Here is a 24,780-nt window from a genome sequence, read left to right on the forward strand (position 1 = left end):
AGCTTGCGCAGCAGGCCTTTCGATTCGAGGACACCCGTGAAAGCCAGATCCGATGAGTTGCAGATTTTCGTCTGCGTGATCGAATGCGGTTCGATCTCCGCCGCCGCCGAGCAGGTCGGACAGACGCCGTCGGCGGTCAGCCGCACGCTGTCGCGACTGGAAGCCAAGCTCGACACCACGCTGATCAACCGCACCACACGGCGCATGGACCTGACCGAAGAGGGCAAGTATTTCTTCGAACAGGCCAAGCTGATCCTCGACCAGATGGACCAGCTCGAAGAGCGCCTCTCTTCCCGTCAGCAGACGCCATCAGGACGGCTGCGGATCAACGCCGCGTCGCCGTTCATGCTCCACGCCATCGTGCCGTACATCGACGAATTCCGTCGGCTGTACCCGGACATCCAGCTCGAACTCAACAGCAACGACCTGATCATTGACCTGCTGGAGCAAAGCACCGACGTCGCCATCCGCATCGGCACCCTCGCCGATTCGACATTGCATGCCCGCTCGCTGGGTTGCAGTCCGCTGCTGATCGTCGCCAGTCCCGCGTATGTGGAAAAACACGGTGCGCCGCTGGAAGTGGCCGATCTCAGTGAACACACCTTGCTCGGCTTCACCCAGAACGAAGGCCTCAACCAGTGGCCGTTGCGTTACGTGCACGGCGACCGCTGGCCGATCACTCCGGCGATCAGCGCCTCCAGCGGCGAGACGGTTCGCCATCTCGCGCTGGAAGGCCAGGGCATTGCCTGCCTCTCGCACTTCATGACCATCGACGACATTCGCGCCGGGCGCCTCAAGGTGTTGCTGGCGGAATTCAACAGCGGTTATCGCCAGCCGATCAACGCGGTGTACTACCGCAACTCGCAGCTGGCGCTGCGCATCCAGTGCTTCCTGGACTTCATCCAGAGCAAACTGGCGGCTTACGCCAGCGCCGATTTCAAAGGCTGATTCGTGACCCCTGCGCAACAGTGATTTGGTTGTGGGCGGGTTTTTCCACCGGGCTCGGCGGTCGATACTCGTTGCATCACTTACTCACGCAGGGAGTTTCTCCATGAACGTATTCGTCACCGGCGCTGCCGGTTTTATCGGCGGCTCCATCGCCACCGGCCTGGTCCAGGCCGGCCACACCGTCACCGGTCTGGTGCGCAGCGCGGAACAGGCCAATGAGCTGAAAGCACTGGGCATCACCCCGGTGATCGGCACCCTCGACGACCAAACGCTGCTGGCCGAACAGGCCCGCGCCGCCGACGCCGTGATCAACGCCGCCAGCAGCGATCATCGCGGCGCGGTCGAAGCCTTGCTCGATGCCCTGCGCGGCTCGAACAAAGTGTTCCTGCACACCAGCGGTTCGAGCATCGTCGGCGACGCCTCGGGCGGCAAATCCAGCGACGTCATCTACTTCGAAGACAATCTGCCGGAGCCGACCGTCGACAAGGCCGCACGCGTGGCCATCGACAACCTGATCCTCGCCGCAGCGAAGGACGGCGTGAACTCGGCCGTCATCTGCAACACCCTGATCTACGGCCACAGCCTGGGCGTCAATCGCGACAGCGTGCAACTGCCGCGCCTGCTGAAACAGGCACGCAAAAGCGGCGTGGTGCGTCACGTCGGCACCGGCCAGAACATCTGGTCCAACGTACACATCGAAGACGTGGTGGCGCTGTACCTGCTGGCCCTGACCCAAAACGTTCCGGGCAGCTTCTACTTCGTCGAAAGCGGCGAAGCGTCGTTCATCGACATGACCACCGCCATGGCCGAAGCCCTGAACCTCGGCGAGCCACAAGACTGGCCACTGAAAGACGCCGAAGCCGAGTGGGGTTACGAAATGGCCAACTACGGCCTCGGTTCCAACAGCCGCGTACGCGGCAAACATGCCCGCGAGCTGCTGGGCTGGGCGCCGAAGCGTACGTCGGTGGTTGAATGGATTCGTAACGAAATGGTGTGAGTTCACGCTGAAAAGGCGACGTTCCCGAGACCGGTGGAAGCAAGCTTGCTTGTTTTCACCGGTTTTTTTGTGCCCGAGGATTATGAAAATCCCACCCCGCGATTTTCATTATTCGCGACAAGACATATCCAAAAACGACAACCCTTATCCCTCCACGAAAATTACTTTCACTGGGTTTGAAAACTCGATCTCGAAATGATTTATGAGTTTCACAACCCATTCGAACGTGACCCTTTCGAGGAGTACCGCATGACACCGTCCTTCGGCTATTGGCTGCTGGTGTACGCCGCCGTTGCCATCATCGCCCTGATCGTTCTGATCGCCCGTTACCGGCTCAATCCGTTCATTGTCATCACCCTGATTTCCATTGGCCTGGCGCTGGTGGCGGGGATGCCGCCGTCCGGCGTGGTGGGGGCGTATGAGGCCGGGGTAGGCAAGACGCTGGGGCACATTGCGCTGGTGGTGGCGCTGGGGACGATGCTCGGCAAGATGATGGCCGAGTCCGGTGGCGCCGAGCAGATGGCACGCACGCTGATCGAGCGCTTCGGCGAGAAGAACGCGCACTGGGCGATGGTGTGCATTGCGTTTCTGGTGGGGCTGCCGCTGTTTTTCGAAGTCGGTTTCGTGTTGCTGGTGCCGATTGCCTTTACCGTGGCGCGGCGGGTTGGCGTGTCGATCCTGATGGTCGGTTTGCCGATGGTCGCGGGTCTGTCGGTGGTGCATGCGCTGGTGCCGCCTCATCCGGCGGCGATGCTGGCGGTGCAGGCTTATCAGGCGTCGGTCGGGCAGACCTTGCTGTATGCGATTGCCATCGGCATTCCGACGGCGATCATTGCCGGCCCCCTGTACGCCAAATTCATCGTGCCGCGCATTCAGTTGCCGGCGGATAACCCGCTGGAAAAACAATTTCTCGAACGCGAACCCCGCGACAGCCTGCCGGGTTTCGGCATCACCATGGCGACCATTCTGTTGCCGGTGGTGCTGATGTTGATCGGCGGCTGGGCCAACCTGATTGCCACGCCGGGCAGCGCTTTCAATCAGTTCCTGTTGTTCATCGGCAACTCGGTGATCGCGCTGTTGCTGGCGACGCTGTTGAGTTTCTGGACCCTCGGCATTGCCCAGGGTTTCAACCGCGAATCGATCCTCAAATTCACCAACGAATGCCTGGCACCGACCGCCAGCATCACCTTGCTGGTGGGCGCCGGTGGCGGTCTGAACCGGATTCTGGTGGACGCCGGCGTCACCGATCAGATCGTCGGCCTCGCTCACGAATTTCATTTGTCGCCGCTGATCATGGGCTGGCTGTTCGCCGCGTTGATGCGCATCGCCACCGGTTCGGCCACGGTCGCGATGACCACGGCTTCCGGCGTGGTCGCGCCAGTGGCCATCGGTCTGGGTTATCCCCACCCGGAACTGCTGGTGCTGGCGACCGGCGCGGGCTCGGTTATCTTTTCCCACGTCAACGACGGCGGCTTCTGGTTGATCAAGGAATACTTCAACATGACGGTGGCCCAGACGTTCAAGACCTGGACGGTGCTGGAAACCCTGATCTCGGTTGTCGCTTTCGCCCTGACCGTCGGTCTTTCTTACCTGCTGTAGTCGGAGTTATCCGCCATGGACATCCTTTATCAGATCCGCGCCCGTCAGGATTCCTTCAGCGCCGGTGAAGGACGCATCGCCCGTCTGATGCTCGACGACGTAGGATTTGCCGCCTCCGCCAGCCTCGAAGAGCTGGCGCAGCGGGCCGAAGTCAGCACCGCCACGCTGTCGCGCTTCGCCCGCACCGTCGGTTGCCGCGACCTGCGCGATCTGCGCCTGCAACTGGCCCAGGCCAGCGGCGTCGGCAGCCGTTTCCTCGACCCGGCGGGCACGCCCGAGCAGTCGGCGTTTTACGGGCAGATCGTCGGCGATATCGAAACCACCCTGCGTCAGCATCTGGCGGCGTTCGATGAATCGCGCTTCGCCGATGCGGTGAAACTGCTGGGCCAGGCGCGGATGATCCACGCCTTCGGCATCGGCGGTTGCTCGACCCTGTGCAGCGATGAGTTGCAAGTGCGACTGGTGCGCCTCGGCTACCCGATTGCGGTGTGCCACGATGCGGTGATGATGCGCGTCACCGCCGCCAGCCTCAGCGCCGAGCAGGTGGTGATCGTCTGTTCGCTGACCGGCATTACCCCGGAGTTGCTGGAGACCGTGGCGCTGGCGCGCAACTACGGCGCACGGATTCTCGCCATCACCCGCGCCGACTCGCCGCTGGCGGAACTGGCCGACATCGTCCTGCCGCTGCAAGGCGCCGAAACCTCGTTCATCTATAAACCGACGGCGGCGCGCTACGGCATGCTGCTCGCCATCGACGTGCTGGCCACCGAGCTTGCGCTGGCCAATCCTGAAGACAATCAAGAACGTCTGCGGCGGATCAAACTCGCCCTCGACGAATACCGTGGCGGCGACGATCACCTGCCGCTGGGAGACTGACATGCTGTACGACACGCTGATTCGCAACGCCCTGGTCATCGACGGCAGCAACAGCCCCGGTTACGCCGCCGACGTGGCGATCCTCGACGGCCGCATCGCGCAGATCGGCGACTTGCACGAGGCCCGCGCCAGCGAGGACATCGACGCCGCCGGCCGTGTGCTGGCGCCGGGTTTCATCGACGTGCACACCCACGACGACACCGTGGTGATCCGCCAGCCGCAGATGCTGCCCAAGCTCAGCCAGGGCGTGACCACGGTGATTGTCGGCAACTGCGGGATCAGTGCGGCGCCGGTCAGCTTGCGCGGCGATCCGCCGGATCCGATGAACCTGCTCGGCTCGGCGGCAGCGTTCGTCTATCCACGTTTCAGCGACTACCGCGCAGCGGTGGAAGCGGCCAATCCCACGTTGAACGTGGCGGCGCTGGTCGGGCATACGGCGCTGCGCAGCAATCATCTGGATGATCTGTTTCGCACCGCGACCGACGATGAAATCAGCGCGATGCGCGAGCAGTTGCGTGAAAGCCTGGAGGCGGGCGCCCTTGGGTTATCCACAGGTCTGGCCTATGCGAGCGCGTTCTCGGCATCCACCGACGAAGTCATGCAATTGACCGAAGAATTGAATGCATTTGGCGCGGTGTACACCACCCACCTGCGCAGTGAATTCGAACCGGTGCTGGAAGCAATGGACGAGGCCTTCCGTATCGGACGCCACGCCCGATCGCCGGTGATCATTTCCCACCTCAAATGTGCCGGCGCCGGTAACTGGGGCCGCAGTCCGCAGTTGCTCGCCTCGCTGGAAGCCGCGGCGAAAACTCACCCGGTCGGCTGCGATTGCTACCCGTATGCGGCGAGTTCTTCGACCCTGGACCTGAAGCAGGTCACCGACGCCCACCGCATCACCATCACCTGGTCGACGCCGCATCCGGAAATGGGCGGTCGCGACCTGATGGACATCGCTGCCGAATGGAACCTGTCGTTGCTCGACGCCGCCAAACGCCTGCAACCGGCGGGCGCGGTGTATTACGGCATGGACGAGAACGACGTGCGCCGGATCCTCGCTCATCCGCTGTCGATGGTCGGCTCCGATGGTCTGCCGGAAGACCCGTTCCCGCACCCGCGTTTGTGGGGTGCTTTCCCAAGGGTGCTCGGACATTTCAGTCGTGATGTCGGCTTGTTTCCGCTGCACACCGCCGTGCACAAGATGACCGGTCTGTCGGCCGCGCGATTCGGCCTGAAGGAAAGGGGCGAGATTCGTGAAGGACACTGGGCAGATCTGGTGTTGTTCGACCCGGCGACCGTGCGTGACGTGGCGGATTTCAACGACCCGCAACGTGCCGCGCAAGGCATCGACGGGGTGTGGATCAATGGTGTGTTGAGTTATCGCGACGGCCGGGCCAACGGGCAAACAGCAGGGCGGTTCCTGGCGCGCCAGGGCGATCTGCGCGACGGCTTTCGTTGAATTTTGCTGACTGCGTCACGGTGATGGCACATTGCAATTAAAGAAAGCCATCACCAAGCCGAATTGCTGACATCCACCCCGGCTACACTCTGGGGCCAATCAGTCAGGGAGCAACCCATGAGCTTCGGCAAAACCACCCCGATCCTGCGGATTTTCGATGAAGCCAAGGCCGTGGAATTCTACGTCGACTTCCTCGGCTTCAAGATCGATTGGCAGCATCGTTTCGAACCCGGTTTCCCGTTGTACCTGCAGGTCTCGCGCGGCGAGTGCGTGCTGCATTTGTCCGAACACCACGGCGATGCAACACCGGGTTCGGCCCTGCGGATCGAGACCGATGAACTGGAGGCGTTTCAGCAGCAGTTGCTGGCCAAGGAATACAAGTTTTCGCATCCACAGATTCAGGCCATGCCGTGGGGCAGCCAGGACATGACCATCGCCGACCCGTTCGGCAATCGTCTGGTGTTCACCAACGCGATCAGCCTCTGAGCTCAAAGCCCCCTCACCCTAACCCTCTCCCGGAGGGAGAGGGGACTGACCGAGGTGTCTGTAGCCATACATCGACCTGAAAGATCGTGGCGATTATGGATTCACAGAAGCTTTTTCAGGTCGGCGTAGATCATGAGCATATTGCGGTCGGCTCCCTCTCCCTCCGGGAGAGGGCTGGGGTGAGGGGACTGCTGTGAGCCGTACTCTTACTCGCCACCACCACTAACCCGGTGAGTCTGCCGAAACTCACCGGGCGGCATCCCGCGTCGGCTCTTGAAGGCGCGGTGAAAGGAGCGTGATTCGCTGAAGCCCAGATACTGGGCGATGTCCTGAATCGGCAGGGTGCTGTTGAGCAGGTAATGCTCGGCCAGTTCCTGGCGCAGTTCATCGAGAATCTGCTGATACGAGGTGCCGGCCTGATGCAACTGACGTTGCAGCGTGCGTACCGACACGGTGAGATGTTCGGCCACTTGTTCCTTGCGCGGCAGGCCTTCCTTGAGCAACTGGCGCAGGATGCTTTTGACCCGCTGCTCCAGCGACGCATCCTCCAGGGTCGCCATCAAACTCTGCGCGTGCTCTTCCAGGGTGCGCAGCAAATGTGCATCGGCCTGGCGCAACGGCAACTGCAAATACGGCAACGGCACGATCAGCGCTGAATACGCCTGATCGAACAGTACCGGGCATTCAAAAAACTGTTCGTACTGCGCCAGCGTCGTGCCCGCCGGGAGTGAGTGTTCCAGCCACACTGCGGCGGGCGACAGTCGGGTATCGGCGATCCAGCGTGCGTATTGCAGCCAGGAGCCAAGCACGTTTTCCACCAGATGCCGGCGAATCCGCGGGCGCTCAAAGCGACAGCTCCAGATCAGGTGTACGTGGCTGTCGTGTACCTCGGCGCGGCTGACACCCATGTCGCCCACCAGTTTTTCGAACGGCATGATGCGGCTCATGGCATCGCCCAATGTCGCGCAATTCATGGTGATGTAACCCAGCACGCTCCACGAGTTGGGCAGGACGAAATTCGCCGCGTTGAGGCCGAACAGCGGATCGCCCGAGTGTTCGCAAAAGTAATCGAGCAACCGCTCATGGGTTTCACCCGGCAAGCGCAGGCTGTTGTCGCTCAACTGCTGCGCCTGCAACCCGGCCGCCGCCAACGCAGGCTCGATGGCCAGGCCCAGATGTTCGGCATGGCGCAGGTACTTGAGCAGCGGCGGAACGGAGGTGAAGCCGAGCGATTGCATGACCGAATCCTCTTGATCGAGGCCGCCGTGGGCGGATGAGCGCTCTGAAAGGTAATTTGAATCCGCGAATAAAGTAAATGGCTGACGCTTGCGCGACGTTGGGGGGTGAGGTGATCAGCCCTTGGAGAATTTGAGCGAGACAAGCCTTAAGTCTTTGTGACAAAGCCCGCGTCCTGCGGGCTTTTTCATTGAGCGATCAAGAAGAAGCGGCGAGTGCACCGCACTCGCCACCTCCCGCATCAATCCGTCGGCACAACCTTGTCCAGCGCCCGGTTAACAGCCAGTTCGGCGATCATCACGATCTGGGCGATGCCTTGCAGGGTCTTGCGGTGGCTGCCCTCGACCAGCGCTACATGATTGTTGAGCATGACGGTGGCGGAGCCGAGGGATTCGCTGGCGTCCACCAGCAGGGATTCGGTGTCGGCTTCGGGGTGAGTCTGATAGAGAGTGTTGGGTTTGTAGGGCGCGGCCATGATGTGGGCGGTGATGGGGCCCAGATGATAATTGAGGGCGCGTTCGGCGGCTTCGTTGAAGCGTTTCGAGCCGGGGCATTCGTAGGGGGATGTTGGATCCGGGAGGGTTGTGGGTTCGGTGAGCGGTGGGTTTGGCGTTACCTTGAACATGGGTGATTTACCTCTTGGTTGAGGCCGCACCTTTTCGCCGCTAAGCAAAAGGGTGGCAGCTGTGCGCAAGTTAGCGGACCGGTAAGTCACCCAAAACCCGGCGCACCCGAAGGTGCCATGCGCACAGCCACCATCAAGTGCAGGCTTGCGCCTGACTGGATTCGACATGTGCAACCGTTGGGGGACATTCCGAGCCGCTAAGCTCGATCACTGGAAATCAGTGACGCAATCAAATTACGCAGCCAGCCCAAGGCGCACAAGCCGGCGGATTCTGGCGTAGCCGTAGGCAACGGCGCAAGGTTTTGTGGGCTTCGGGACGTATCACGGCGTGTCCTTAAACACCCATCGCCAACCGTGTGTAATTGCGTTTCCGAGCGCGTCATCCAATTCCTGAAAATGGCAATTTCCGGGCAAAAAAGAAGGGCAGCTTTTCAGCTGCCCTTCTTTGTACTTCGGTTTTCGTGTGCAGGGTTTACACGCGGAAGTGGCTCACCATCTGCTGCAACTGCCCACCCAACCGCGCCAGTTCAACGCTGGATTTGGCGGTCTCATCACTCGCCGCCGCGGTCTGTTCCGACACGTCACGGACGTTGATGATGCTGCGGCTGATTTCTTCAGCCACGGCGCTCTGCTGTTCGGCGGCTGCGGCGATCTGCTGGTTCATCGACTGGATGTTCGACACCGTGCGGGTGATGTTTTCCAGCGAGTCGCCGGCCTTGCGGGTCAGGGCCACGCTGCTGTCGGTCAGGGCGCGGCTGTTGTTCATCACGGCGGCCACTTGCTGCGTGCCGTTCTGCAGACCGGCCACCAGGCCTTCGATTTCCTCGGTGGATTTCTGCGTGCGCTGGGCCAGGCCACGGACTTCGTCGGCAACCACGGCAAAACCGCGACCGGCTTCACCGGCACGGGCGGCTTCGATGGCAGCGTTGAGGGCCAGCAGGTTGGTCTGTTCGGCCACAGCCTTGATCACGTCCATGACGCTGCCGATCTTGTCGCTTTCCTGTTGCAGCACGCTCATGGCTTCGGTGGAACGCACCACTTCGCTGGCCAGACGCTCGATCTGGGCGATGGCTTCGTTCACCACTTTGTCGCCTTCGCGGGCTTCGCCGTCAGCGGCGGCTGCAGCTTGCGAGGCTTCTTCGGCGTTGCGCGCGACTTCCTGCACGGTGGCAGTCATTTCGTGCATGGCGGTGGCGACCTGATCGGTCTCGACCTTCTGGCTGTTCACGCCGGCGCTGGTCTGTTCGGTCACGGCCGACAGTTCTTCGGCGGCGCTGGCGATCTGGGTCACGCCGTCGCGGATGCCGCTGATCAGGTCGCGCAGGGTCACGCCCATGCGCGCGATGCCTTGTTGCAGCACGCCGAGTTCGTCGCGGCGGGTGACGATCACGTTGTGGCTCAGGTCGCCGCTGGCGATGCGGTCGACCACAGCCATGGTTTCCTGCAGCGGACGGGTGATCTGACGGGTGATGATGAAGGCAGCGATAATGCCGACCAGCAACGCCAGCAGGGTGCTGATCAGTTGCAGGGTGCGGGCCTGGGCGCTTTCTGCATCACGGCGATCGAGCTGGATCTGATACAACTGCTCGCTCAGGGTCACGATGGTCGCGCCCTGATCGGTCATTTCCTTGCGCGCCTGCACCGCATCGGTGTTGGCGTTCTTGAACGCCTGCAAGGCGCTGCGGTAGTTGGTCAGTGCGGTTTCCAGCTGACGCAGGGCGTCCTGTTGGGTGCTGGCGAAATGCGTGTTCAGTGGCTTGAGGCTGGCGATGGCCACGTCCAGTTGGCCGACGGCTTTCTGCTCGGTCTCGGCGTTGGCGGTGGCGGTGTAGCCACGCACTTCGTAGCGCGCCAGGATGAACGCTTCCTTGGCGGCGGTGACGGCCTGGAACTGCTCGAAACGTTCATCGCTCAGCGGCATTTGCTGAACGCGGTTGCTCAGCGCTTCGATCAGGCCGTAAGCCGTCGCGGCACTGGTGGCCATCGAGTCGCGCGCCGTGTTGCCGGTGCGGTAGGCGTTACGCATTTTGTTCAGGGACGTCTGGTATTCGGCGATGGTCGCCGCCTGCTCCTTGAGCAGTTTGACGTTTTCCGGGCTCTTGAAGCTGCTTATCAGCTTCTGCTGTTGGGCGGCGAACCCGTCGAGGGTGGTCTGCACGTTCTGCGCGGCGGTTTCGTCGCCGTTGGTCAGCATGTATTGCAGGCGCACCACGCGCAGTTTGGTCAGGCCAGCGTTGAGCTGGGTGATGTCGCTCATCCAGTTGCTGCGGTCAATCAGGCCGCCCAGGCTGGTCCAGCCAGTGAGCGCCAGGATGCAGGTCAGGGCCAGGACGAGGCCGAATCCGAGCCCCAGTTTCAGGTTCACGCTGATGTTGCCGAACCAGCTATTCATCAAAAATCCTCCAGAAAAACGTTGTGCGTCTTGATCGTCGGTCAGGCTGGAAGATTGTTGTTTTTTTGCGCCAGCAAGGGTGTAAGCAGGACTGTATCGGCCGCAAATCCGAGAGCTGAAAGGTTTTTGTCCTACGGAATTTGTAACAAGCGCCTCCAAGACTTTTTTCACATGGGTTTCACTGGCTGCCCACGCCGCGCTCTTTAACCTCGCCGCATCGAATGACACGTGATGGCGGCTTTTTGTGGAATTGCGACTGAGTCTGTTCGGCGTCAAGCGCTCGATTGATCTGAGCGGTCTGGCCCGTTTTCGAAACACCTGGGTGGTATTGGCGGCCTCGGTGCTGGTCATTCCGCTGACCCTCTGGCTGCTCGCCCCGGCGGCGGTGCCGGACCTTGCCCACGGCAATGTGGCCGGGGCGCAGGCGCTGAAGGAGGGCTGGAACAAGGGCGAAATCATCGTGCTGGTGCGCCACGTCGAGCGCTGCGACCACTCGAAAGCGGCGTGCCTGAGCGGCCACGATGGCATCACCGATCGTTCGCGCAGTGTCGCGGTGAGCGTGGGCGCGCAGTTCGAGCAGTTGGGCCTGGACAAGGCCGACGTCTACAACAGCCCGATGATGCGCACGGTGCAGACCGCCGGCTACATGTTCAACAAGGCGGCGACCGGCGAAGACTGGCTGATCAGTTGCAAGGGCCGGATGCTGCAGGACGCGCTCGCGCACAAGGTCCCGGGACGCAACCTGATTCTGGTGACCCACAGCGAATGCATGGCGCAGCTGGAAAAAGACCTCAAGGTGCCGGCCTCGACCCTCGGGTACGGCGCATCGCTGTTTGTTTCTGCCGCCAGCCCGGCGGCCCCACAAATGCTCGGCTTCATTGAAGCCTCCGACTGGCGCACGGTGACTACCCAATGAAATCACGCTTTTACGCTTACAACTTCGGCATCCCGCTGCTCTGCGCAGCCGTGGTTTTTCTGATGTTCGACATGACCAACATCGACATCGCGTTCAGCAATCTGCTGTTCGATCCACTGACCCACACCTTTCCGCTCGACAAGATTCACTTTTTTGAAAAACTGACCCACAAGTGGGCGCGGATCATTCCGAACTGGACGGCGGAAATTGCCTTGATCGGCGCCATGCTGTCGTTGGTCTGGCCGCTGGTGAAACCGCAAAAGCATCCGCGTCTGGGCGGGTTTATCGAGCGCTGCAAAGTCGCGCCGGTGCTGCGCTTTGCCGCCGAGCACCGTAGGGATTTTCTGTTCGTGGTGGTGGCTTTCGCGGTCTGCACCGGGGTGATCCATTTCCTCAAGGCGCACACCAGCGTCTACTGCCCGATCGAAACCACGCTGTACGGCGGGAAGATGCCGCACATCGAGTGGTACAACAATTTCCAGCTGTTCCACGAAGCGGGCGAAGGTCGTTGCTGGCCGGGCGGCCATGCCTCCGGTGGTTTCACCATGCTGGCGTTGTATTTCGTGGCGCGTCGTTACCAGTGGCGTTTCTCCAGCGCGTTGTTGTGGGGCTCGCTGCTGCTCGGTTTTGTCTACGGCACTACGCGAGTCCTACAGGGCTGGCACTACATGTCCCACACATTCTGGGCCGGGATCTTCGTGTGGCTGGCGTGTTTGCTGACGGCGCTGGCGTTTTACGGGCGGGCTCGTCTGGAATTGCCGATGTTGAGCAAGCGTGAGCGGAAGGTGTTCGGCGCACAGCCTGAGGTTTCTCTCTGAGGCCTCGCCGCTGAATGAAAAACCCGCCATCACCGGCGGGTTTTTCGTTTGTGCTGTTGTGGTTTCAATAGCCTACGAAGTAATACGCCTGGCGCCCGACCATCATGGTCTTGTGGACTTTCAGCGGGGCGGCGGGTTCGCTGTCTCCCGACATCACGGCGATGTGCGAGGGCGATGCGCTGAGAAATTCCCGTAGCTGCGCGTCGGTGTCCAGGCCCTTGAGGACGCTCCGGGTATAGAACACGCTGGCGCCGCCGACCCGTTCGTTGGCTTGAAACAGTGCGACCTGATTGCCGCTCGCCTGCAGGGCCTGAATGTGTTCGGTCAGCGGCAGGAACGACAGGTGTTTATCGGCGTTCGGCAGTGCCCATTGCGCGGCGCCAAGGTAGCTGGCGATGACCACCGCCAGTATCCCCGCCGCCACTGTCTGACGATGGCGGGCGATGCGTCCGACAAAACCATTCTTGTGATCCTTCAACCTGTCGAACAGCACGCCCGCATATTCCGCTGCGATCACTGCCGCTGCGGGTGTCATCGACATCAGGTACACCGTGCGTTTGCTCGAGGCCAGGGTCAGCAGGATGAACTGCGCGATGATCCACAGGCTGAAAAACAGCAGGTAACGGTTGGCCTTCAGCTCCTTGCGAAAATGCCAAAGGCCCAGATACACCAGAATGTTCCAGGGCAGGAACGCCTGCGGCAGCTTGGCGAGGTAGTAGTAAAACGGCTCGTAGTGCCCGGCTTCGACGAACGATCCGCTGAAACGTCCCACGCTGTTGGTCAGCAGCACTTCGCTGACCGCCTGGACGCCGCCGCGCTGATAGAGCACGGCAAGCCAGATCATCAGCGGGATCAGACCGACAAGGGTCAGCAAGCCCGGACGCAGCCAGTCCGTCAGCTTGAAGCGCTTGTCCATCAGATTGTCGGCCAGCAGAAAAGCGAAAATCACCACCCCCGGCATCGCCAGACCGAGCACGCCTTTGCTCAGCGTAGCGATGGCGATCCCGGCTACAAATAGCAACGAATTGCCTGGAGTCGATGCTCGCTGCGCCTGGAAGAACGCCAACAGTGCCATGGTCACGCCGAGGGCGAGCAACGCATCCTCGCCGACCCCGCGCACGTTGCTCCAGTAACTGGCCATGGTCGCCAGCAGAACCCCCGCCGTCCAGGCGATGGCCTTCGGGCGTTCGAAGCGCCGCAACATGGCGTACAGCAGCATCACGCTGAGCAACCCGGCCACCGCCGACGCCAGTCGCACCGCCCAGGGCGAGACACCGAAAACCCGCAGGGCGCCGGCATCCAGCCACAGACTCAGGGGCGGTTTTTCCAGAAAGGGCTCGCCGAACAGGCGCGGCGTCACCCAGTCGTTGTCCAGGTGCATCTCCATCGCAATGCCCGCCACCCGGGCCTCGGTGGAGCCTTGCAGTTGATGGCTGCCGAGGGCGAAAAAGAACAGCAGGGCTGCAAGCAGAAGCAGGGAAGAGGTGGCACGCGACATGGGTTCAGGCAACCGGAAGTGAGCGGAAACCCGAGCTTACGCGGCCATTCCTTAATAATTTGTGAACGTCAGGACAGCGGTCGTGACCAGCGCTGCTCCGGCGTTTCGAAACGCGGATTTACCCGCGCCGTCAGTACATGATCCTGCCAGCGCCCGGCAATGTTCAGATACGCCTTGGCATAGCCTTCACGCTCGAACCCGAGGCGCTCCAGCAACCGGGCGCTGCGCTCATTGCCGGGAATGTAGTTGGCCATGATCCGGTGCAGGTTCTGGGTGTCGAACATGTAGGCGATGGCCGCCTCCAGCGCTTCCTGCATCAACCCCTTGCCCTGATGCGCCTCGTCGATGTGATAACCCAGATAACACGCCTGAAACGCACCGCGAATGATCCCGCTGAAATTGCAGGCCCCGATCATCTGCTCGCCATCCGGGGTCAGCAACGCCATATGCACCGCCAGCCCTGCTTCGAAGGCGCTGGCCTGTATTTCAAGGCGTCGGCGGATCTGTTCCGTGGAGAAATAGTCGGTGGTGCGGATCGGTGACCACGGCGCGAGGTGACGTTGATTGCGCTGGTAGAACGCGCTTTCCAGAGACGCCTGATCCGGGTCGAGCACCGCGAGCGTCAAGCGTTGACAGGGCAGGGTCAGCAGCGGCATCGGGTGCTCCGGAAGCATGAAGTGATAGACAGAATTGTCCGGCCGGACGGAAAACACAACTGGATCGCCGAACGCGGAGCACTATAAATTTTCCTGATTCACTTCACATCCGGTTATGAGATGCGTCGTTCAAGGAGGACATGATGGAATGGGCATTCAAGGCGGGGGAGCAGTCGCTGCGACTGATACCGGCGGATCCGGCGTTTTATTCGTTGTTTCAGCAGGCTCTGAACGCCAGCTACCTCGATCATTCGGAATTTCTGCCCTGGCCGCGTGAGTACACCAACGCGGAGCAGGCGCTCGAGTTCCTGCTGAAGGCCCGAAAAGAGTTCAACAGTGAAACCGGCGAGCGACGATGGCTGATCGTGACCGAGGACGGGCAAGCGCTGATCGGTTGCATCGGGCTGAAACCCCGCTCGCGCAACCGCTACGTCGTGGGTTATTGGGCCAACACCGAGCAATCGGGCAAGGGCTACATGCGCGCCGCCCTCACGCACCTGCTCAACAACCTTCCTGAATTCACCTTTTACCTGACGGCGTCCTCTGCCAATGCGCGAAGCCGGCGTCTGGCCGAGGCTGTCGGGTTTGTGTTGATCAGGATCCACCCAGGGGCCCGACAATCGGAACGGCACGGTGAGCAAGACACCTGCGTCTATCGCCTGCCAGGCAAAACGCAGGCGAAAAAAAGCCCGCAGGAGCGCGGGCGAACCGTAGTTTCTTGAATGAGCGAGGCCAATGTACACGGCCATCACCGCCGCCGGGGTGAAGAAAAGTTCATGTCGATGAACGACTTGCGTCATCGACGAGCGGTCGTTTTTCAGTGCACGACAGGCGCCGTCGTACGAGGCACCAGATTCACCGGATCAAGGTTCTCCACGGCCCGATTGACCAGCATTTCAGTCATGATCGACAGCTGCCGGATCGCCAGTAACCGGCTGCGCTGAGAGCCTGTGAAATCATCGGCGATGTTCGCCGTCATCATGTTGAGCGCCGCCAGCGTTTCGCAGGCATGGGTCAACAGAGTGGCCGTATCCACGTCGGTGCGCACGGAGAAAATCTCGTTGAACGGCAGGGTGCGACGCGGCTTTCTCACGTACTCCTGAGGCTGGGCAAGCACAGCGGGTTCTTTCGATTCAGACTCGTGAGGCGGTGTTTGATCAGGCAGGCTTGGGGTGTCTTTTTTCATGACGAGGCTCCATGGGTTCAGGCTCCCGGCGAATCCCTTTGGTAAACCATCTGCCGGGTTGCAGCGGAGCGCGAAGACTAGCGTTTGGAAGCATCTTGAACCAGTTCATGAAAGTCGACGCGGGTTGCGGGAAATTTCCTAGGACGCCTGCAGACAGGAGTGAAGTTCACTCGACGTCAGCGTGTGCTTGAAGTGATGTTCCCATAACCGCACACCCAACCCGCCCGAGCGATCCAGCGACGAGCCCACCGTCAGATCCGTGAGCAACGTCGGCTGCAAGCCGGCATCGAACAACGCAAACCCGGCAGCGAGGCAGCAAGTTTCGGTTTGCAGGCCGCAGACCAGCACGCGATCCAGGTTCAGGCTTTTCAGGTATTCGATCGTGTCCGGGGACGGGGCGTAGCGTATTTGATGAAGATGCGGTCTGCGGCGATCAGGCTCTCGTCATGGCGCTCGACCGTGGCGACGCTGGGCAGTTGCCGATGAGCGATTGAATGCCGTCGACCAGCCATTGCGGTGGGGAGAAACAGGGTTGGACATCGATGATCAGCAGTGCCTAGCGTATGAGGTTCCCGGGATGAATCTCCAGATGCGACAAGGCCCGCACTGGGCGGGCTTTGTCGTTGAGAGTTGGTGGGCCGGGGAAAGTTGAATTGGTTTCTTAGGTGTTTGATCTAATTGATTAATTTGTTCTTGTAAATTTCTCTGGGATACCGACTGGAATACCTCGAGAGCTGGATTGAGCGAGATGCTTCATAACCGTCCTGCAGGTATGGCCGAAAAGATCATCTGTTCATCCGAAAGTGGGCATGCTGAGTAGGCCGTTTGTAGCGAGTTTGCCAAACCCAGCTCAGCACGCTACTCAGGTGCGCATTAGGCTGAACACGATAGCGCTGAGCTGGAAACTAAGTTCATATTCCATAAAACCAAGTTTAAGCAGCGCACGATGGGCCTTGATTCCACGTGTCGGTGCGTGCTGATCGGATAATTAATTAGCGCTCCGCTGGCTTTTTGCCTTTACCCGCACAGTCGGTCTGGATAATGTGACACACGGCACAGAACTCAGCAGCGATGGGGCGGTCTCGCTGCTATCGCTCCAAGACCATAAAAATCTAAGCTGTGTCGTCACGGAGTCGGTATGGGAATGGATTGGGAGTCGCTGTTGGACGAACTGTGGGGGCATGCCTCATCGGATCCAGCTGAGTTTGAGGCGAAGATACGTGTGTGCCTGAACGGCTATTCCTCAGAGGGACTGCTTCAAGCCACTACGCTTCTGATTACTCAAAAGCAGCATGCCACCGCCCGAACGCTTCTCAGCGAATTCCTAAGGAACCACCAAGCGGCGGGCGACATAAAGCATCGCCTTGAACGCATTCTACATTTCAAACAAAGTCGCACTCCTCAAGCGCTTTCGCTCAAGTGCAAGCAACGTAGCAAAGAAGTCCTGCTCAAAGACGTCAATGACCTCGTTGCCTCAGGCAATCTTCGAGCGGCAGAGACGATCCTATTCGAAGCCAATGAGTCCATTGAGGAGCCGGACTACCTAAGTTTACTTGGCCGCATTTATATGCTTCAAAAACGCCCGCTTGATGCGGCCAAGGCGATTAAGAGGGGGCTACTGCTTAGGCGACAACAGCGTGCCTTTGTTGAAACAAACCTAGTAGAGTCAGAGGATGACGATCTGCCTAGGGCTAGCGACTTGGCCTATCTCAACGACTCCGCTACATCGCTGGCTACACTTGGGCCCTCATCTGCAACAGCTGGCCAGGCCTCTTCGGTGGAAGCCGAAAACTCACTTGATTTCAGTCAGCAAGCAACCGCTCAGTTCCCCCCTTTGAGCCAGGAAGGCTGGTGGGAAAATCATGTGGAACTGGCCTCCAAAGAATCATCGACATTAGCCGATGAGACCGATGCAGTGGACGAGCTTGAGACATCCCTAGCCGCAACACATGACTCTGAAGAACGTGCTAGTGAAGATGAGGCCACTTCACCAACTCCAAAAAAGTCCATTCTTAAGCTTGCAATACCGCGAAAAATCACTTCCTCCGGCGAAACGCAAGCTAGCGTCCATGTAATCAAGAAGTCGGGGCGATCACTAGGCGTCATACATACTTTGTCCTCGAGTTCACTAGAGGCTGACACTGATGCCGTCCCTGCTCACTCAGACTTGTCTCAATTGTCTGAGCCGCTAGCCGCCGGTTTTCGGATTCACGATGATATTTTTGACGAACATGATGACGACCTTCCCTACGCTTACCCTGAGTTAGGCGCGCCTTATGGGCTGGGGATTGAAGATCCGGAAAATGGAATCGATTTCGACCATGACTTGCATGATCTGACCTTCATTGATCTTGGGAAAGAACACGAAGGGGACACCAGTACTGTCCTAGATGATTTCCGCGATCTAGATGATGACTATGCGGCCTATGCCTTTGATCCGGATGAAGTCTTCGACAGTCAGGAAGCGGTAGATGTCGAATGCAATGACTGGATTGCAGACACGCTTTCCCGCGAAGATCGCGCACTTCAGAAAGCAGCAGAGTTGATTGTAAACGCTAACTGGCCGCTAAGCACATTACGTTTGGTTCAACAAATTTTTGTAATTAGCGGGTGGGGGGCAACCCGCCTAGCGTTGGAGAGAGAGATCGAAAAGGGGCTGACTCCTGACGAACTTATCTTGGCAGCGCACATCAAGGTGATGTGGGCGGAAAACGATATCTACTGGATCGCGTTCGATAAAACCGGCAGTAGTCGCCTGTCCTACTACGTATTATCCTGGCCGACGGCACTCCTGATTGTGCGCTCCTTTGATTCGCTTCCCCAAGTGGAAGAAATTGAATTTTTCCTCGAGAATTTATTTACTTCCTGGTACGAAAACCACACGTTGCGTCGCGTGTTCAAAGCCTTTATTCGGTATGTATGGTTCAGGTTCGCCAATCTTGAGGGCTGCTTGCCTGCCAATCAGCACTTTGATTTTTGTGATCCTAGGGAGTTACCGGCGGAGGAGTACAGCGATCTTGGACTTTGCGACACTCTAGATATTGAGAAGACCGAGCGTCTAAGGGTATTCGGTGTTTATCAAAACAAGCATCCCCAGGAGCCCAGCTGCTACTTCAGTGACAAGCCCCTTGTCATAGAGGAAGAGCTGTGCCTCAACGCCTCTGGAAAAAGAAAGCGTGGAGAAAATGGGCCTGATGCCACAGAACCAGGGTTAAAGAGTGAGGATGACACGAGCAGAGTCGACGATGTTGTTGATGATGAGGACGCGCCTCAATGGTCAGGGGCGCCGCTCGCATCTGCCTTGAATACACAGACTACCGATCAACCCTCGCCAAGCATCGAGTCGTAAGGATAAAGGATTAGTCCATGAAGCCTCTCAAGCTTACCCATGTTCCTGGTTGCTGGGTCAGTCAAACACTACCCAGCGGCCAAGGGGAACGCCGTGGCATCGTCAAAATGACCATTTCTAAAGAGGTCGAGGATCAGCTTCAAGTTCACTGGTTCAGTCCGGAGAAGAAGCTGGCCTACGTTGATGCATCTGCGGTTCGCTCGGGCTTTCAAAATGGCATGGATGTGGTCGATGCCACTCCTGGCAGCGGCGTTCGCTCCCTAGGACAGGGTGTGATCATGCAGCAACGCACCTTGGCAGGCAGTGAGCAAGTGTTGGTCGACTTTCCCGATCGAGGAGAGCGCCATTGGTTGCCCTATCAGTATTTACGCCAGGTAAAGGGGGTTAAACATCGGTTTGTCACCGCTAGCAAGAGTGAGCCAAACGATGCCGAACGTATGCGCCTACGCATGCTTGCCTACGCAATTAAGGTGTGGAATGAAAATACAGGTGCCCTTTCTCACCTGGGAATTGATCCTTTGCCCCACCAAATTAATTTGGTGCACCACATCCTAGCCTCCGGCAATCTCAGCTGGCTGATTGCAGACGATGTAGGCCTAGGCAAGACCATTGAAACCGGCATGTTACTGCATGCCCTTCGGCAACGTGACCAAGTTAAGCGAATCTTGCTGATCACCCCAGCTGGGCTCACCAAGCAATGGAAAGAAGAACTCTTCGATAAATTCCAGCTAGATGAATTCAGAATCTATGGAGAGGATTTCTTTATCGATGAGCCTCGCGAATGGGGCATGTATAAATTCGTCATTGGCTCGATGGATCGACTCAAGCAAGAGGGCCATCTGGAAAGCCTACTTCAAGCAGATCCCTGGGATCTGGTGATTTTCGACGAAGGCCATCGACTCAGCCGCCGCCAGTACGGACAAAAGCTGGACAGCTCGGAGCGCTATGACCTGGCGAAAAGCTTACGCAGCCAGACTAAGCATATGCTATTGCTGAGCGCGACCCCACATCAGGGCATGCAAGACAAGTTCGTGGCGCTGCTAGAGCTTCTTCGTCCTGAGCGCCGTAACGAGCTAATGGCGCTCAGCGTCAAGCCCGAGATTTTGCATGACATGGTTTTTCGCAACCATAAAGCGGACGTCACGGATGCTGAAGGGAATTTCATCTTCCAGGGCAAGATTACCAGCGCGTTACAAGTGCCTAGCAGCGTTGAATCCATTGATTTCGATAAAACACTTCAGAACTATTTGCGCAAAGGCTATGAAGCGGGAGAAGCACTAGGCCGCACCGGTAACGCCATTGGATTCGTAATGACTGTCTATCGCAAGCTTGCAGCCTCAAGCGCAGCAGCTATTCACAGGGCTCTCTGCAACCGCCTCCAGCGCCTGCTCGACGACCAGATCAATGATCTCTCAGAAGAAGAACCTAGAGATCAACGTTACTTGGGCGAGTGGGAAGAGCAGTTCACCAGCGATGCCCGTGAGTTCTTTGCTGGTGAAGTCAGGCTGCTGAAAGATCTTATCGAAGAGGCTGCCTTGCTAAAAGCCAACGACCTCAAACTTAAGCTGTTCATCGAGGACATCATAGGCAAAATCCACGCTGCCGATCCTGACGAGAAGGTGCTCATCTTTACCGAATACCGCACCACTCAAAATTACCTTCGTGAAGCTTTGACCGACCGCTATGGCAGCGACCAAGTCGAGCTCATCAATGGTTCGATGCAACATGCTGAACGACGTGAGGCTATCAAGCGCTTCGAGGAGCTAGGTCGCTTTCTGATCTCGACTGAGGCAGGCGGGGAAGGCATCAACCTGCAGAGCAAATGCCACGTCATGGTCAACTATGATTTGCCCTGGAACCCGATGCGCCTCGTACAGCGTATTGGTCGCTTGTATCGCTATGGGCAGCAGAAGAAAGTTGTCGTATTCAATATCCAGCAAGCCGATAGCCTGGATCAAAACATCGTCGACCTGATGTATGAGCGAATCGACAATGTGGTGACTAACTTGGCTGAGGTTCAGCGGCATGAGTTTAACGAAGGCCTCAAGGACGAAATCCTGGGTGAGCTTGCCGAGTTGATTGATGTAGAAGATATCTTGCAACAGGCTACAAAACTCGGCATAGATCGTACTCGCGAACGTATTGACGAAGCGTTAAAGCAGGCACGAACTGCTGCAGCTAACCAGCGCGAGTTATTTGCACACGCCGCTACTAGTGATCCAAATGAACTGCGTGATGAACTTGAAATTACTGTCGGTCATCTCTATAGCTTCGTTTTGGGAATGTTCAATCAACTCGGTATCGAGGTTATCGATCGCAGCCATAAAGAACGGCTGCTGCGCATCCGATTATCTGAGCAAGTGATGCGCGATATTGGGTTATCTCCGAATGCCTCACCGCGCATGGATGCGACTTTAGATCGCACGCTAGCGGCCCATCGCCCGGATACCCACATACTTGATCTCAATTCCAAGCTGATGCAGTACCTTCTGGCCAAAGCCTGCGAGTACGACTTTGGCGGTTTGGCGGCGATGCTCCAAGCACCAGAACTTGAGGAAGGCGCATTGCTAGGAGCCATGCTCCGCTGGCAAGGTTCCCAGGGTAAACGCATGCGCCAGGAGTTTGTGGTGGTTCAGGTTCATGATGGCCAAGCCAAATTGAATCCCGCGACGGCTAGCCAATGGCTATTGACTCCAGCCGAGCACAGTACCCAAAGCCCCCATGTGGAGGCCTCTAAGTTGCTGTTCAAAGCCGCAGAAGAAGTGGCTAACAATCGGCTGGCCGACGCTAGTAATCGTTATCTGATGCCAGAGAATTTGGATTGGGCTGCCGCAGGCTGGACACGGCAGTACTGAATTTGCAAGTTCTAGGGCGAAATACCGCTCATTTATACATAAAAAACTGCCAAAGCTGAGCAAAGTGTGTCCGCTGGTGCTTCACTTGGCCTGGAACAACGGTAGTGATGGCAAGTGGCCGCTTCGGCCGGCACAATTTGCCCAAATGATCCAACACCTATGCAGCAGGTACCTGCTTGTTTGTGAGGAAAGTTCGCCACCTAATGCCTCACATGTGCAAGCAGCCGCTGCCTGAGCACTTAAAATCTGCAGTGGACTAGCACTTACTAGACGATTTGAGGAACAAGCATGAACAAGCAGGGTGATTTCTACCCGTCTTTTATCAAAGACGATGTACGTTACTCCAAGGAAGACTGCAAATGCATCGAGTCAGTCGTCGAACGTCTGATGCTGAGCCAGACCAGTGAAGACCACCCCGGTATGCTGCTTGGTAAGATCCAGTCGGGTAAGACGAAAACCTTTCTGGCAGTAATGGCGTTGGCCTTCGACAATGATTTCGATGTGGCGGTGGTGCTGACGAAGGGCACCAAGGCTCTAGCTAAACAGACCTACGAACGTATCAAGAGCGAGTTCCGTGCGCACGACGAGAACGACCTGCTCAAGGTCTTCGACATCATGACCATGCCTGGTCATCTCACCGGTTTCGAACTTAACCAGAAGTTGGTGCTTGTGGTGAAGAAGCAGACTGACAACCTCAACCGCCTTATAGATCTGTTCAAAAGCAAATACCCACAGCTCAAAGCTAAGCGCGTGCTGATCATCGATGACGAGGCGGATTACGCTAGCGTAGGCTTCAAGCGCGACAAGGGCGAATTGGACATCAACGTCACCGCTCGTCAGCTCGAGCATTTGCGCGTTATCGTCGAGCGTGCAGCTTTTCTGCAGGTTACTGCGACCCCCTATTCGCTTTACCTGCAGCCTGCCGATGTGCAGATTAAAGGCGACAGCTTCAGGCCGATCCGCCCGGCCTTTACTGAGCTGGTTCCCGTCAACGCCGCCTACGTGGGTAGCGAATACTACTTTGAAGATAGTCAGGATGAAGGCCACCTGGCCAAATTTCTCTATCAGCCGGTAGATTTGGACGAGCTGCAGGTTTTGCGCAAAAAAGATGGTCGTCGCCTGAAATTGGAGGAGGTACTGACTAGCAAGGCGATCCCGACCCTGCGTGATGCAATTTGTAACTTCATCATCGGTGGCTGTATCCGTCGCTTGCAGGACAAGAAGGCAGGGAAGACTGCGAAAAAGTTCAGTTTCCTTGTGCATACCGAGGCCAATACTACCGCACATGCCTGGCAGGAGGAGTTGGTCGAGAAGATCAAGGAAAAACTCAGTGCAGCAGTTAGCGAAGAGCCGCAGATGTTGAGCAGCCTTATCCAGCGTGCCTACCTAGAGCTGCAACCTTCGGTGGAGCTACAGGGAGATTATCTGCCCCTACTTGAGGAGGTCGCCCAAGAGGTGAAAATAGCACTCAAGCAGGACTGGCTGATGATCACCAAGGTCAACTCCGAGAAACAGGTCGAGGAGCTGCTCGATGATGATGGACAGCTGAAACTACGCACTCCGCTGAATATCTTCATCGGTGGGCAGATTCTCGACCGTGGGGTCACTATTGCTAACCTGATCGGCTTTTACTACGGTCGCAAACCCAACGTGTACCAGCAGGATACCGTGCTGCAGCACTCGCGCATGTTTGGCTTCCGCCCGCGGCAGGATCTCGCTATCACTCGGTTCTACACTGAGCCGACCATCTATACCGCCATGCAACGCATGCACGAGAGCGATGTGGCTCTGCGCGAGTCCTTGGCCAAGAACCCTGAACAGCCGGTCGTCTTCATCCAAAAGGCGCCTGGCAATGGCGTACAGCCCTGTAGTCCGAATAAGATCGCCTTATCACGCACCACCACGCTCAAGCCGTTTAAGCGCATCCTCCCGGTAGGCTTTCAGGTGTTGCCCAAATCCTATTTACGCCCGATCACTGAAAAGTTAGACCAGCAGCTTGATAAGCTCGCCGGTAAAGGCAGCTTTGATGAGCCGTCCCTGATCCCAGTAGCGATGGCGATTGAGCTGTTGAACGCCTTGGAGCCCACTTTCAAGATGGAGGAGGACGAGGGCTACAGCTTCGATTGGGAGGCAGCACGCTCTGCGCTACAGTACCTAGCCAGCCTGCCGAATGACTCCAGCGCGCAAGGCAAGGTTTGGTGCATGGTGCGTGTTGACCGGGAAATCCAGCGCATTGTCAGTGCAGGCTCGCACGCCCTTTATGCCGACGCACCGGATAGCACCAAGACCGAAGGGCAGATTCGTAAGAAGTACGCCATCGACAATCCCATGCTGATTTTAATCCGGCAGAATGGCCGGGAAGAAAAGGGCTGGACCGGGGCTCCCTTTTATTGGCCGGTGATCTCTGCCCAGCAGAACACACCGACAGCCATTTTCGCCCATGAAATTTTGAACAACGATTGAAAAACACGAAAAACTCCGTGAGCCAGTAAGCTTCTCAATTGTTCGACTTGATCCTTGTGCCGGAGAGGACATGTGGCAGGTACTTGATGAAACTGAGGTAAATGCACTAGTGGAAATAATTGCCGAGCGTGACGGCTACTGGCCGGATAACTACGACAGCATGACTGATCAGTTATTCGTCACCTTCAACGGTGAAGCAAATAGGTCGGGAGTCTGATGGGGCGCAACAGCGGCTAAGCGTCCGGCTGAATGACTAAGCCGGACCTCACTTGCGCTGATGTTGCCGCATATTCACTGGCTCGCTCCGTTGGCAGACTTGTTAGCACATCCTTGAGATAAACATACGGGCAATGCCCGTCGTTCCAAGCCTACTGATCGCAGCCTTGTGATTACCGCTACGAGCGACCCAGCAAATGCCAGT

The 24,780-nt window shown here is 58.1% G+C and carries 19 protein-coding genes and 2 pseudogenes; 13 read left to right on the plus strand and 8 right to left on the minus strand.

Features of this window, described 5'->3' with window-relative positions; translation table 11 throughout:
- The first annotated feature begins 36 nt into the window (after window positions 1–36).
- From JKA62_RS18320 to JKA62_RS18345, 6 genes are all read left to right on the plus strand, one after another.
- Window positions 37–948, plus strand: a complete 912-nt coding sequence (locus JKA62_RS18320; RefSeq protein ID WP_201818921.1) for a LysR family transcriptional regulator — start codon at window positions 37–39, stop codon at window positions 946–948.
- 103 nt (window positions 949–1,051) lie between these two features.
- Complete coding sequence (locus tag JKA62_RS18325) at window positions 1,052–1,945, plus strand: NAD-dependent epimerase/dehydratase family protein (protein ID WP_201818923.1); 894 nt, start codon at window positions 1,052–1,054, stop codon at window positions 1,943–1,945.
- Window positions 1,946–2,194: 249 nt separating this feature from the next.
- Entirely contained in the window at window positions 2,195–3,544 is a 1,350-nt protein-coding gene (locus JKA62_RS18330; RefSeq protein ID WP_201818925.1) for a GntP family permease, read from the plus strand.
- A gap of 15 nt (window positions 3,545–3,559) precedes the next feature.
- Window positions 3,560–4,420 (plus strand): MurR/RpiR family transcriptional regulator, encoded by an 861-nt coding sequence (locus JKA62_RS18335; RefSeq protein WP_007953817.1) that lies wholly within the window; start codon window positions 3,560–3,562, stop codon window positions 4,418–4,420.
- Between the two features lies 1 nt (window position 4,421).
- Window positions 4,422–5,879: a D-aminoacylase gene (locus tag JKA62_RS18340; RefSeq protein WP_201818928.1), complete on the plus strand. Its 1,458-nt coding sequence runs from the start codon at window positions 4,422–4,424 to the stop codon at window positions 5,877–5,879.
- 117 nt (window positions 5,880–5,996) lie between these two features.
- The gene (locus tag JKA62_RS18345; protein WP_011332360.1) at window positions 5,997–6,365 is read left to right on the plus strand and encodes a glyoxalase superfamily protein; all 369 of its coding nucleotides are present in this window, start codon (window positions 5,997–5,999) and stop codon (window positions 6,363–6,365) included.
- A 206-nt stretch (window positions 6,366–6,571) separates the two neighbouring features.
- Here the strand turns inward: JKA62_RS18345 and gliR are convergent, their stop codons facing one another.
- The 4 genes and pseudogenes from gliR to JKA62_RS29255 form a co-directional block, all read right to left on the minus strand.
- Complete coding sequence (gene gliR / locus JKA62_RS18350; protein ID WP_201818929.1) at window positions 6,572–7,603, minus strand: AraC family transcriptional regulator GliR; 1,032 nt, start codon at window positions 7,601–7,603, stop codon at window positions 6,572–6,574.
- A gap of 239 nt (window positions 7,604–7,842) precedes the next feature.
- On the minus strand, window positions 7,843–8,226 hold the full coding sequence (locus JKA62_RS18355) for a DUF6124 family protein (protein WP_201818931.1): 384 nt from the start codon (window positions 8,224–8,226) through the stop codon (window positions 7,843–7,845).
- Window positions 8,227–8,698: 472 nt separating this feature from the next.
- Entirely contained in the window at window positions 8,699–9,562 is an 864-nt protein-coding gene (locus JKA62_RS29250) for a methyl-accepting chemotaxis protein (protein WP_371857340.1), read from the minus strand.
- A pseudogene (locus JKA62_RS29255) lies at window positions 9,557–10,969 on the minus strand (methyl-accepting chemotaxis protein); the annotation flags it as partial. The pseudogene JKA62_RS29255 and the gene JKA62_RS29250, both read right to left, overlap by 6 nt.
- On the opposite strand from JKA62_RS29255, the gene JKA62_RS18365 reads away from it, so the two are divergent.
- A complete protein-coding gene (locus tag JKA62_RS18365) occupies window positions 10,863–11,534 on the plus strand; it encodes a histidine phosphatase family protein (RefSeq protein ID WP_201818933.1) in 672 nt (223 codons plus the stop codon). The pseudogene JKA62_RS29255 and the gene JKA62_RS18365 sit on opposite strands and share 107 nt — an antisense overlap.
- On the plus strand, window positions 11,531–12,352 hold the full coding sequence (locus JKA62_RS18370; protein ID WP_201818935.1) for a phosphatase PAP2 family protein: 822 nt from the start codon (window positions 11,531–11,533) through the stop codon (window positions 12,350–12,352). The genes JKA62_RS18365 and JKA62_RS18370 overlap by 4 nt, the downstream gene beginning before the upstream one ends.
- Before the next feature lie 64 nt (window positions 12,353–12,416).
- Here JKA62_RS18370 and JKA62_RS18375 read toward each other — a convergent pair whose 3' ends face one another.
- Together JKA62_RS18375 and rimJ are read right to left on the minus strand one after the other, a co-directional pair.
- The gene (locus JKA62_RS18375) at window positions 12,417–13,850 is read right to left on the minus strand and encodes an ArnT family glycosyltransferase (protein ID WP_201818937.1); all 1,434 of its coding nucleotides are present in this window, start codon (window positions 13,848–13,850) and stop codon (window positions 12,417–12,419) included.
- Between the two features lie 68 nt (window positions 13,851–13,918).
- Complete coding sequence (rimJ, locus tag JKA62_RS18380) at window positions 13,919–14,506, minus strand: ribosomal protein S5-alanine N-acetyltransferase (protein WP_201818939.1); 588 nt, start codon at window positions 14,504–14,506, stop codon at window positions 13,919–13,921.
- Between the two features lie 143 nt (window positions 14,507–14,649).
- Between rimJ and JKA62_RS18385 the strand changes: the two genes are divergently transcribed.
- Window positions 14,650–15,228: a GNAT family N-acetyltransferase gene (locus JKA62_RS18385; protein ID WP_064382604.1), complete on the plus strand. Its 579-nt coding sequence runs from the start codon at window positions 14,650–14,652 to the stop codon at window positions 15,226–15,228.
- Between the two features lie 95 nt (window positions 15,229–15,323).
- Here JKA62_RS18385 and JKA62_RS18390 read toward each other — a convergent pair whose 3' ends face one another.
- Window positions 15,324–15,692 (minus strand): DUF6124 family protein, encoded by a 369-nt coding sequence (locus JKA62_RS18390; protein ID WP_011332370.1) that lies wholly within the window; start codon window positions 15,690–15,692, stop codon window positions 15,324–15,326.
- Between the two features lie 138 nt (window positions 15,693–15,830).
- A pseudogene (locus JKA62_RS18395) lies at window positions 15,831–16,245 on the minus strand (isochorismatase family protein).
- A 585-nt stretch (window positions 16,246–16,830) separates the two neighbouring features.
- On the opposite strand from JKA62_RS18395, the gene JKA62_RS28945 reads away from it, so the two are divergent.
- The 4 genes from JKA62_RS28945 to JKA62_RS18420 all read left to right on the plus strand — a co-directional run bounded on the left by JKA62_RS28945 (window position 16,831) and on the right by JKA62_RS18420 (window position 24,576).
- Entirely contained in the window at window positions 16,831–19,041 is a 2,211-nt protein-coding gene (locus JKA62_RS28945; protein WP_236676589.1) for a hypothetical protein, read from the plus strand.
- Window positions 19,042–19,478: 437 nt separating this feature from the next.
- The gene (locus JKA62_RS18410) at window positions 19,479–21,896 is read left to right on the plus strand and encodes a DEAD/DEAH box helicase (RefSeq protein WP_134021884.1); all 2,418 of its coding nucleotides are present in this window, start codon (window positions 19,479–19,481) and stop codon (window positions 21,894–21,896) included.
- A 288-nt stretch (window positions 21,897–22,184) separates the two neighbouring features.
- Window positions 22,185–24,359, plus strand: a complete 2,175-nt coding sequence (locus tag JKA62_RS18415; RefSeq protein WP_134021820.1) for a Z1 domain-containing protein — start codon at window positions 22,185–22,187, stop codon at window positions 24,357–24,359.
- A gap of 70 nt (window positions 24,360–24,429) precedes the next feature.
- A complete protein-coding gene (locus JKA62_RS18420) occupies window positions 24,430–24,576 on the plus strand; it encodes a hypothetical protein (protein ID WP_166673424.1) in 147 nt (48 codons plus the stop codon).
- The last annotated feature ends 204 nt before the right edge of the window (window positions 24,577–24,780 follow it).

This window comes from Pseudomonas sp. B7 (assembly GCF_016735645.1).
Lineage (GTDB): Bacteria > Pseudomonadota > Gammaproteobacteria > Pseudomonadales > Pseudomonadaceae > Aquipseudomonas > Aquipseudomonas glycinae.